Origin of the sequence: Streptomyces lincolnensis (assembly GCF_021173675.1) — a bacterium.
GTDB classification, from domain to species: domain Bacteria; phylum Actinomycetota; class Actinomycetes; order Streptomycetales; family Streptomycetaceae; genus Streptomyces; species Streptomyces lincolnensis_B.
The window spans coordinates 288434-299069 of the sequence record NZ_JAIHON010000013.1 but is presented as its reverse complement, the minus strand read 5'-3'; the positions used below and the strand labels follow the sequence as shown (position 1 = coordinate 299069).

10 protein-coding genes are annotated in these 10636 nt (G+C 73.0%); 1 reads left to right on the top strand and 9 read right to left on the bottom strand.

What is annotated here, in order from left to right; translation table 11 throughout:
- Positions 1-203: 203 nt before the first annotated feature.
- Entirely contained in the window at positions 204-512 is a 309-nt protein-coding gene (locus K4B79_RS35370) for a hypothetical protein (protein WP_232031473.1), read from the top strand.
- 64 nt (positions 513-576) lie between these two features.
- On the opposite strand, the gene K4B79_RS35365 is transcribed toward K4B79_RS35370, so the two are convergent.
- The 9 genes from K4B79_RS35365 to K4B79_RS35325 all read right to left on the bottom strand — a co-directional run bounded on the left by K4B79_RS35365 (position 577) and on the right by K4B79_RS35325 (position 10413).
- Positions 577-1998 carry an NADH-quinone oxidoreductase subunit N gene (locus tag K4B79_RS35365; protein ID WP_232031541.1) on the bottom strand — a complete coding sequence of 474 codons (1422 nt, stop codon included), beginning with the start codon at positions 1996-1998 and terminating at the stop codon, positions 577-579.
- A gap of 5 nt (positions 1999-2003) precedes the next feature.
- Positions 2004-3512 carry a complex I subunit 4 family protein gene (locus K4B79_RS35360; RefSeq protein ID WP_232031472.1) on the bottom strand — a complete coding sequence of 503 codons (1509 nt, stop codon included), beginning with the start codon at positions 3510-3512 and terminating at the stop codon, positions 2004-2006.
- 5 nt (positions 3513-3517) lie between these two features.
- On the bottom strand, positions 3518-5353 hold the full coding sequence (locus K4B79_RS35355; RefSeq protein ID WP_232031471.1) for an NADH-quinone oxidoreductase subunit 5 family protein: 1836 nt from the start codon (positions 5351-5353) through the stop codon (positions 3518-3520).
- Positions 5350-5655, bottom strand: a complete 306-nt coding sequence (nuoK, locus tag K4B79_RS35350; RefSeq protein ID WP_232031470.1) for an NADH-quinone oxidoreductase subunit NuoK — start codon at positions 5653-5655, stop codon at positions 5350-5352. Before nuoK ends, K4B79_RS35355 begins: the two co-directional genes overlap by 4 nt.
- The gene (locus tag K4B79_RS35345; protein ID WP_232031469.1) at positions 5652-6215 is read right to left on the bottom strand and encodes an NADH-quinone oxidoreductase subunit J; all 564 of its coding nucleotides are present in this window, start codon (positions 6213-6215) and stop codon (positions 5652-5654) included. Before K4B79_RS35345 ends, nuoK begins: the two co-directional genes overlap by 4 nt.
- A 10-nt stretch (positions 6216-6225) precedes the next feature.
- Positions 6226-7170 carry an NADH-quinone oxidoreductase subunit H gene (locus tag K4B79_RS35340; protein ID WP_232031468.1) on the bottom strand — a complete coding sequence of 315 codons (945 nt, stop codon included), beginning with the start codon at positions 7168-7170 and terminating at the stop codon, positions 6226-6228.
- Positions 7163-8458, bottom strand: coding sequence for a hypothetical protein (locus K4B79_RS35335; protein ID WP_232031467.1), 1296 nt, complete (start codon positions 8456-8458; stop codon positions 7163-7165). Before K4B79_RS35335 ends, K4B79_RS35340 begins: the two co-directional genes overlap by 8 nt.
- A gap of 23 nt (positions 8459-8481) precedes the next feature.
- Positions 8482-8832, bottom strand: coding sequence for an NADH-quinone oxidoreductase subunit A (locus K4B79_RS35330; RefSeq protein ID WP_232031466.1), 351 nt, complete (start codon positions 8830-8832; stop codon positions 8482-8484).
- A gap of 132 nt (positions 8833-8964) precedes the next feature.
- Complete coding sequence (locus tag K4B79_RS35325) at positions 8965-10413, bottom strand: hypothetical protein (protein ID WP_232031465.1); 1449 nt, start codon at positions 10411-10413, stop codon at positions 8965-8967.
- Between the last annotated feature and the right edge of the window lie 223 nt (positions 10414-10636).

The following is a 10636-nucleotide window of genomic DNA, read 5'->3' as shown; positions in this document are numbered from 1 at the left end:
TCGACGCCTTCAGGAATGGTGTATCCCACGGCCTGTCAACCCCCGTTGTACCAAGGCGGTTTCAAGAGATTCCCACTGATCTTCAGGATGCCACGGGTGTGCGAATCGGTTCCAGGGGCACAGGGAGTGTCGTGGGAACAAGGCCGGCCCCTTGCGAACGCAACGGTGCGGGCGGCCGCGACGGCGCCAGTAAGGTACCGGCCATGAGAGTCTTGGGTTGGATCTTCCTCGTGCTCGGCCTGTACTTCCTCGTCCAGGGGTTCGCCATGCCGATGATCGCCGAACGCAGCGACGTGGAGAGCGTCGAGTTCATGCAGATCCGGGAGGCGAGTTCGCACCTCGGCATCGGCCTGATGATCGGCGCCGTCGCCTGTCTCCTGGCCCGCCCGCAGGGAGGTTCCGCCGTCCGTCCTCCGCAGCCCACGGCGCCGCCGCAGTACGCGCCGCAGCAGGGCTACCAGCCGCCGGTGCAGCAGCACCAGCGCGGCTGGCAGAACCCGCCGCGGCAGTGAGCGTCGCGCCTCGCGTGCCGGGACGGTAGGTGAGGGCGGAGCCCGCGTGGCAGCCCGGCCGGGCTCAGCGCGCGAGCGGGCCGTCCAGCACGTCCAGGACGACACCGCCCAGCACTCCGAGTACGACGGAACCGGTGGCCGCCGCGTAGGCGACCACGGCGGCCGGCCTCGACGTGACGCGCTGCTCGCCCACGGCCTCGGACGTGCGGAACGCCGGGCCGATCCAGCGCAGGTAGTAGAAGAGCGAGGCGACCGTGTTGACGGCCGCGGCCACCGCGAGCCAGGCGTAGCCGCCGTCGAAGGCGGCGCTGAAGACCTCCAGCTTGCCGAGGAAGACGGCGGTCGGGGGCGTGCCCACCAGGCCCAGCAGACACACGGCGAGCGAGGCGAGCAGGGCCGGGTGCGCCCGTGCCAGGCCCCGGTAGTCGTCGAGGGTGTGGGCGCGGGGCAGGGCGCAGACGACGGCGAAGGCGCCGAGGTTGGTCAGCGCGTACCCGGCCAGGTAGTACAGCAGCGCCGGCTGGTCGAGGTCGGTGCGTCCGGCGACGGCCACCGGGAGCAGGAGGTAGCCGACCTGGCTGATCGTGGAGTAGGCGAGCAGCCGTTTGACGTCCTGCTGGAAGAAGGCCGCCAGGTTGCCCAGGGTCATGGACGCGACCGCGAGCACCGCGACCAGGTCGGCCCACGGCAGGTCCGCGTCCGCGAGCGGCACGGCGGCGAGCCGGTAGAAGGCCGCCAGGGCACCGATCTTGGGGACGGTGGCGAGGAAGGCGGCCACCGTCCCCGAGCTGCCCTGGACGGCGTCCGGCACCCAGAAGTGGCCGGGCACGCCGCCGGCCTTGAACAGCAGACCGGCGAGCAGGGCGAGCGTGCCGACCGCCACCAACCCGCCCGGGGCTTCGGCGAGTTCGGTCCGGAGCATGGGGTACGACGTGGTCCGCCCGGCGGCGAGGAGGACGGTGACGCCGGTGAGCATGACCACGCCGAGCAGCGCGCCGACGACGTAGAACTTCAGGGCCGCCTCGGTGCCGGGGCCGTCCTTGCGGAATCCGGCGAGCGCGTAGGCGGGCACGCTCGCGAGCAGGTAGGCGGCGGCGAGGAGGAGCAGGTCCTGGGCTCCGGCCAGCATCAGGGTGCCGAGGGAGGCGAGTTGGAGCAGGACGTAGAACTCCGTCTCCCGTGCGTCGGCGTGCATGCGCGGTGCGGCGAGGGCGAGGACCAGCAGGGTCGCGCCGAGGATGACGATCCTGGCGCCGGCCGTGAGTGTGTCGAGGGCGAAGGAGTCTCCGAAGACCGTCTTCACGGGGGCGGCGGCGGCGATCGCGGCGGCCACGATTCCCGCGGTGCAGGCGACGGCCGCCAGGGCGCCGGTCAGCCACTGGCGGCGGCGCGGCAGCCAGGCGCCGAGCAGCAGGCCGAGCACGGCGGACGCGGCGAGCAGCACCTCGGGCAGGAGGTAGAGGGGGTTCTCGTTCATCTCGGTCATCTCGTTCATCGCCCGAGCAGCTCCAGCACGGTGCGCGAGGCCGGTTCGACGACATCGAGGACGAACCGGGGAGCGAGGCCGAGGACGACGCCCAGGACCAGCAGCGGGACGACCGCGAGCCCCTCGTGGAGGCGGAGGTCCGGGAACGGCCGGTCGGTGCCGGGCGCGGCGACCGGCAGCCGCAGCGGTCCGAGGAGCATCTGTTGCAGGGCGCGCAGGAACAGGCCGGCGGTGAGCAGGATGCCGAGCACGGCCAGGCCGGTGGCCACCGGTTCGGGTCCCAGGCTCCCGGCGAGGATCTGGAACTCGGCGATGAACCCGGAGAAGCCCGGCAGCCCGAGCGAGGCGAAGGCGGCGACGCCGGTCAGCGCGGCGAAGACGGGCGCACGCCCGGCGACCCCCGAGTACGCGGACATCTCGTAGGTGCGCCCCCGCTCGTACAGCACGCCCGAGAGCAGGAACAGGGCTCCGGTCAGCAGCCCGTGGCTGACCATCTGGAAGACCGATCCGGTGACCGCGAGCCGCCGGGCCTCCTCCTGGTTCGCGCCGACGGCCCCGGCCGCGCCGATCGCCAGGACGATGTAGCCCATGTGGTTGACGGAGGTGTAGGCGATCATCCGCTTGAAGTCGGTCTGGGCGAGGGCGACCAGCGCCCCGTACAGCACCGAGACGACACCGACGACGACGAAGACGAGGGCGTACTCACGCCAGGCGCCCGGCAGGACGGGCAGGGCGATGCGCAGGAAGCCGTAGGTGCCCATCTTCAGCAGTACGCCGGCGAGGATCGCCGATCCGGCGGCGGGAGCGTCGGTGTGGGCGGGCGGCAGCCAGGTGTGGAAGGGCACGGTCGGTGTCTTGACGGCGAGGCCGACGCCGATCGCGAGCAGGACGAGCGCGCCGTAAGTGGCGTGCCCCGCAAGGGGGTTGGCCGTGGTCAGGTCGACGATGTCGAAGGTGTGCGGGTCGGCGGCGAGGTAGAGGCCGATGAAGCCCAGCAACAGGGCGAGGGAGCCGATGAAGGTGTAGAGGAAGAACTTCAGGGCGGAGCGGGCCGCGTTCTTGTGTCCCCATCCGGCGATGACGAAGTACATCGCGACGATGGACAGGTCGAAGAAGACGAAGAAGAGGATCAGGTCGAGGGCGACGAACAGGCCGAGGCAGGTGGTCTGCAGGAAGAGGAACAGGGCCGCGAACTCCCTGACCCGCCGGGTGTCGCGCCAGGCGTACAGGGCGCAGGCGAGGAACAGCACGCAGGTGAGGGCGACGAGCGGGAGCGACAGGCCGTCCACGCCGACGTGGTAGCTGATGCCGGCGCTGGGGATCCAGCGGGCCCGCGTCTCGTACTGCATGCCGCCGTCGGTCCGGTAGCCCGCCCAGACGATCACGGTCAGGATCAGTTCGACGGCGGTGGTCGACGCCCAGGCCGTCAGGAACAGGGTGCGGGGCGCGCCGCGCGGCACGCACAGCAGGAGGGCCGCCACGGCGGTCGGGAGCAGGACGATGGCCGTGAGCACGGCTCTCACCTCACGAGGACGAGGACGACGGCGAGGACGGTGAAGGCGGCGACCGCCTGAGCGAGGTACTGGTGCAGCTGCCCGGTCTGCGGCCGGCGCGCCAGGCGGCCGAGCGCCCGCGCCCCGCTCGCCACGCCCTCCGCGGCCCCGTCGACCAGCCGCTCCACCTGGGCGTCGGTCCACCGCGCGAGCCGGACCGAGCCACGGGCGGCGCCGTCGACGGCACGGTCCAGCACCCGGTCGTCGAAGGCGGCGAGGGCGTCGGCGAGACGCGTCACCGGACGGACGAGGAGAACGTGCGCGGCGGTCTCCAGGTGGAGCCACTGGGTCTGGACGGTGAGGGCGCGAAGGTGGGGACCGCGGATCCACACGAGCGCGGAGGCGGCGAGGGCGAGAGCGCCGGACAGGGCGAACTCCCAGGCGTGCGGCCCGGGTCGGGCCGCCGCCTCGCCCCCGAGCACCCGCTCGACGGCGTCCCGCACGGGCGGGAAGGAGGTGACGGTCAGCGCGAGACAGGCGACGGCGAGAAGCACGAGCGGCAGCCGGGTCGCGTACGGCGGTGGCTCCTCGCGCCGGTCCGCCCCGGGCGCCGGCTGCCAGACGAACCACAGCGCCTTGACGCTGTAGACCGCGGAGATCACCGCTCCGGTCAGCCCGACGACGTAGAGCGCCGCGCTGTCCTCAAGGGCTCCGGCGAGCAGTACGTCCTTCGCCGCCCACAGCGACAGGGGCGGGACCCCGGCCAGCGTCAGGGCCGCCACACTGAAGGTGATCCCGGCCGTACGGTGCCGTCGGGCCGCGCCGCGCAGGGCGGGCAGCGCCTTGGTACCGAGGGCCGTCAGCCACGCGCCCGCCACGAGGAAGGCCAGGCTCTTCGCGGCGGCGTGGGCGATGAGTTGCAGGGTGCCGCCGGTGACCGCGCCGGTCCCGGCGGCGAGCACCATGAAGCCGATCTGGGCACAGGTCGAGGCGGCGAGCAGCTGCTTGAGGTCGGTCTGCGCCACGGCGACCAGGCCGAGCAGTACGGCCGTCACCGCGCCCGTCCACGCCACCACGGGCCCGCCCCAGCCGGATCGCGCGAGCAGCGGTTCCAGGCGCAGCAGCAGATAGGCGCCGGCCACGACCATGGTCGCCGAGTGCAGCAGGGCGGAGACCGGGCTCGGACCCTGCATGGCCCTGGACAGCCAGAAACTGAAGGGGAGTTGGGCCGACTTGCCGAGCGCGGCCACGATCACGCCGGCGGTGATGACCGCCTGCCACGGATCCGCCGCGTCCGGGAGATCCGCGAGGGACCCGCCCTGCCCGCTCGCCAGCGCCGCCCCGGCCGCGAGGTAGAGGCCGAGGTCGGCGGCGCGGGTGGTGAGAAAGGCGGTGGTGGCGGCGTCGCCGCGTGCCGGGTCGCGCCACCAGTAGCCGATCAGCGCCCAGGAGGTCGCGCCCATCACCTCCCACGCCATCAGCAGGACCGGCAGCGTGGTCGCGGTGACCGTCGTGAGCATCGCGCCGCCGAAGAGGAGCATCAGGCCGAAGAAGCGGGCCCGTGCCTCGCCCGGTCCGATGTCCGCGACACCGAACAGCAGGACGGCCGCGGTCACCGCCGTGACGGTGACGACCATGAGGCCCGACAGCCCGTCGACCGCCAGCCCGGCGGGCAGCCCTTCCAGCAGCGGCGCCTCGACCCTCGGGTGCCCGAACGCCACCGCGACGGCGAGGCCGAACGCGGCGACCGCCGTACCGACCGCGAGGGCGGGGGCGTACCGGTCCGCCGGGCGGCCGGCGACCGCGAGCAGCGTCCCCACGGTCAGCGGCAGCGCGACCAGCGCCCACAGCAGCGCGCTCACTCCTTCAACTCCGCGGCCATGTCGGTCATGTCGACCTCACGCGCCCGGAACAGCGCGGTGACCACGGCGAAGCCGACGGCCATCTCCACCGCCATCACCGTGACCGCCAGGACCACCAGCACCTGTCCGTCGGCGGCATCGGGCGCGATGTAGTGCCAGACGGCGGCCGCGCCGACGATGACTCCGCCCAGCATCAGTTCGAGGCCCATCATCAGCATCACGACCGACTGCTGGGCGAGCGCGCCGAACAGGCCGATGCTGAACAGGGCGGCGGCGAGCAGCAGGAACAGTTCCAGACTCATCGGCCCACCCCTCCCCGTACGGGATCGTCGGCGGTGCGTGCCTTCAGGTCGTCGCCGAACCGGTCGTAGCGGCCCCGACGGGTGGCCAGGACGACGGTCACGACGATCGTGGCGAACAGGGCGAGGCCCAGGGTCATCATGGTGAGCATCTGCGGCCCCATCAGCGACATGCCGAGATCCATGGTCGGATCGGCCGACGCCCGGCCGCGGCGCGCGGGCCAGGGGGTGAGGAGGATCCCGGCGGCGAGGGCGGCGAAGACCACCGCGCAGATCACCGCCGCGCCCCTCTTGTTGTGGATCATGGTCATCGGCATGAGCCCGGCCGGGTTCATCATGTACATCACCATGAAAACGGCCATGATGGCCATTTCGATGGTCATCATCAGCACGATCACGACACCGAGGTAGTCGAGCCCCAGGAGCAGCACCTCGCCGCCGACGCACAGCAGCGAGAGCAGCAGCGCGTACGTCGCCCGCGCCATGGAGTCGAACCGGAACACCATGACGCCGGCGGCCACCGCCAGCATGGCCAGGGACCAGAAGATCACATCGTCAAACATGGCCTCTCGCCTATCGGTTGAGGACGACGACGGCGACGAACAGCGCCTGAAGCAGCGTCAGAGGCACCAGCACCATCCACGCCGCCTCCATGTACCGCTCCATCCGCAGCACGGGCAGGGCCCGCCGCAGGATCACCAGCAGGGCCAGCACGGCCGCCGTCTTCAGCAGCGTCCACGCCCAGCCCGGCAGCAGCGGTCCGTGGCCGCCGCCCAGGAACAGCGGCACGCTGAAGCCCGCGGTCACCACCAGCAGCAGCCACCGCCCGCCGAGGAACACCAGCCGGTCCACGCCCGCCAGTTCGGCGGCGGCGCCCCCGGCCGCGTCCCGCGCGAGCGGATGGGCGAACGGCCCCCAGAAGGCCATCGCGAGGGCGCTCAGCAGATAGGCGGCGAACGCGACCGGCATCCACACCACGAACCACACGCCCTCCTGGGCCGCGACCACGTCCCCGACCCGCAGGGACTCTGCACCGAGCGCGGCGGTGGTGAGCGCGAACATGTGCGGAAGCTCGTACGCCAGCCCCTGCGCGAGGAACCGGTAGCCGCTGATCAGCGACAGCGCCGAGTTCGGCCCCCAGCCCGCCAGCCACACCGCGGCCCAGGCCAGCGCCTCCATCGCGTTGAACCACACGACGCCGACGGACGGATCGCTCACGGCCCGGAAGCCCCAGGGCAGGACGGCACCCGCGAGCACCGCGGCCACCGGCACCAGCACCACGCCCAGCCGTCCCAGCAGCCGGTCGGCGGCCGTCGTACGGCGGGGCTGCTGGACGAGCAGCCGCAGCGCCTCGCGCACGGGGGTCGCCGCCCGCCGCCCCGCCCTACGGATTCCTCCGGCGTGACCGCGCCCGGCCGCCCCGGACAGCACGGCGTCGAATCCCGCGGTGACCACGGCCGCCACCGCCAGGGCGACGGGCAGGACGACGATCGCCCACACGGGCGCGTTCTCAGGCATGGGCCGCTCCCGTCACGGGCGCGAGCGCGAGTTCGTCGAGGTCTGGGTCCAGGCTGGCCACGACGATCCTCGCGCAGGCGAACTCCACGCCGGTCAGCAGATCGGGCAGGACGTCGAGCAACGCCTGCGAGGGCGGCCGAGGTCCGTCGAGCCGACCCCGGGGGCCGGTCCGGTCGTCCGGCGCCAACGGCCGTGTGTCGTCCAGGACTTCGAGGCCGCGTTCGATCTCCCCCAGCCACATCAGCAGCCGGTCGTACGCGTCCCCGGTCGCGGCCAGCGCCGGCCCGGACACCCCGGCCGCCCGTGCCGTGTCCGCCGGAAGTCGCCCCAGGCCGGCGATCGACCAGCGCAGGACCCGGGACCGGCCGACCCGGCGCACCGTCCTGTGCACCTCACCGGCGACCTCGGTACGCGACGCCCCCGCCAGCAACTCGTCCCGCAGCCGCCGGAATGGCGCGGCGACGTCGTCCCAGCCGACTACGGCGAGGAGCCGTCCGGCACTGTCCAGATGCGCGGCACAGCGCCGGCGCGCCGCGCCGCCCCGGGTGACTTCCTCGCCGCGGGCGGCCCGCAGCCACGGTTCGTCCCAGAAGGGCGGGCGATGGGCGGGCGGTACGGGGAGGTGGTCGACCTCGACTCCTTGGACGACGTCTCCTTGCAGGGCGAGACGGAGGATGAGGCCCGTCGGCCAGTCGGTCAGACCGGGGCCGATCGGGACGTGCAGCCGATCCAGCCTCAACTCGTCGCGGTCGTCGGCGCGTTCGGCCATGGGGAGGCCGGCGATGTCGGCCATGGCGTGCATGTCGTGGCCCGCGTGGTCCATGTGGCCCGTATGGTCCATGTGGCCACCAGGGCTGTGGTCTTGGTGATCCATGTGGCTCGCGTGGTGGTCCATGTGCTCCGCGTGGTCCATGTGCTCCGCGTGGTCAGCAGGCCGGTGATGCCCGTCTCCGGAGGGCGCGGCACGGTCTTCATGGCGGCCGCCATCCCCCCGCGGAGCCACCGCCCGGCCAGTCACCTCCCCCCGCCCCGCATCCAGCGCACCCCCGACCCGCGCGCTCTCCCCCATCACGGCCCGCGCCGCCGGCTCCGGCATCGACCGCTCGATGTCGTCCAGCCACTCCGGCCACGCGCCCTGCGCCGCCGGATCGCCACACACGACCAGCAGGTCCGCCGCGGCCGGAGCTCCCACCACCGGCCACTCCCGCCGACGCAGCTCCGCCTCCACCTCCAGCCGGAGTCGCGTCGCGCCGGGCAGGGTGACCACCAGGACCGCCGGACGACTCATCGCCGTACGCCGCAGAAAGGCCCTCAGGTCCACCGCAGAGCCCCCTCGCGCCAGGCGTACGCCACCGCGGCGAACAGGATGCCGAGAAAGAGGAACATCTCCACGACGGCCGTGGTGCCCACCTCCGAGACGACCTTGACCCAGGGATACATGAAGAGCATCTCCATGTCGAAGGCCAGAAAGATCATGGTGACGGGGTACCAGCGCACGTGGAACCGCGACACGGCGTGCTCGCCGGGTTTCAGGCCCCCGGCGAACGGCCCGGCTTCCAGAGGAGTGCGCGCCGCCGCCAGCCACAGCCCCAGTCCGTACAGCGCGGCCAGGCCCGCCCCGACCACGCCGAGCAGGACCAGCATCGGCTGCCATCCGTCCATGCCGTCCGACCTCCCCACGCTCCAGACCCGGGCCACCTTACCCCCTGGGGGTATATCACGGGGCGGCCCGCACAGGAAAGGAGCAACACGTGAGGACACCGCGAGCAGCCGCACTCGACGGGGCCGGCGCGGCTACGGCAGGTTCCTCCGGTTTCCGGCGAGCGCGTGGACGCTGTCGAGCACGCCCGCGGCACCGTGGTGGCGTCGGTAGGGGCGGAGATGCCGGGCCGCTGCGGTCAGACAGCGGCTGGCCCGCAGGGAGTTGAGGGTGGGGTAGACGTCGAGGAAGGCCCGCCAGTGCGGTAGCGCCTGGTCGAGGTGGCCGAGTCGGAGGTGGGTCTCGGCCAGACGGGCACGCGTCAGGGCGGCGGGAAGCCGCTCGCCCGGTGCGCGCAACCGCAGGGAGACGGTCAGCGCCTTCAGGGCCGCGCCGTGGTCTCCGACGGTGGCCAGCGTCGAAGCGCGCTGGTAATGCAGGGCGCCGGGCGGGTAACTGCTGAACGGCCCGGGGGTGCTGTCGGCGCGGGTGAAGAGCTTCTCGGCCTGGGCGAGGGAGTTCAGTGCCGCGCGCCGGTCGTGGTGGGCCTGGAGGACGGCCAGTTGGACGTGGGCGTAGGACCGGACGGCGGGTGGGGCGTGGCGGGCGTGCCGGGCGGCCTGCTCGGCGAGGTTGAGGACGGCCGGGGTGTGGTGACTCAGGTCGTGGGCGTGGGCGGCCATGGTGCGCAGCGCGATGGCGAGGGTGGTGCGGTCGTCGGCGTCGGCGGCGAGCCGGGCGGCGATCTGCTGATAGTGCTGAGCGGCGCCGTCGTGGCCCGCGTCGACGCACATCCCGCCGAGGAGCAGCGTCAGTTGCGCCGCCGCGGACAGTACGTCGGCGCGCGCTTGTGCGCGGGTGGCGGCGTGCAGGCGCGGGATGACCTGGTGGGCGAGGTAGGCGCTCAGCGTCGCGCGTACGTGCTGCCCGCCCTGCTGGTCGGCCGCGGCGGCGAACACGGCGGCCATGGTGCGCATCTGCTCCGCCCCGGCATCGCGAGCGCGCCCCGGGAGCCGGTCGGCGGCACGGGACGCGGACGGCGCGTACGGCAGGGCGAGGGCGCTGAGGGTGAAGACGCCCGCTCCCGGCAGGGTGCGGCGTCGCGGGTCGAGTTCGGCGTCGGTGAGGTGGGTGAGCTTGCGCACGGGATCGGCCTCCCAGGACAGGTCCGCGACGGCGGCGGGGGCGCGGGTGAGCCCGGCCTCCTGCGCGGTGACGCGCCTGCCCAGGCGACGCGAGAGGCATTCCAGGACGAGCGCCGCAAAGGGCGGCCTCGGCTGGACACCCTCCAACCAGCGCCCCGCCGTGGTGCGATGACACACCAGGCCGAGGTCCCGCTCGGCCGCCGCCTTGCCGATGGCCAGGGCGAGTTGGGCCGGCCCCCATCCGGCGTCCTGCAACAGGAGCCGCAATCGCGCGTTCGGGGCGTGCGGCCTGGCCGCCTCCCGGGCGGGCAGGGGTGACGCACCGGTGGGTACTGGCGGCCGGGGAGGGTCCTCCACCGCCCGTTCAAGCCGTACTTCGGGCGGATCCACCTGGCTCACGCGGTTCCCGGCTCCATGGCGCGGCCTCACCTGGAGGTGCGCCGCGCCCGCGCGATGTCGCCCGGCCTCTCGGTTCCGGACGGACAGGACAGTGGCGGTTAAGAAAGGATCTTGCACAGCGGGTCCCCCTCCACGCGTGCGATGCGGCCGTTATATGGGCGTTTCGGTTGAGGTACGGCAGTCAAGCCGAGCGGCCGGGCAGAGGTAAGCGTGTGCGCGGGGC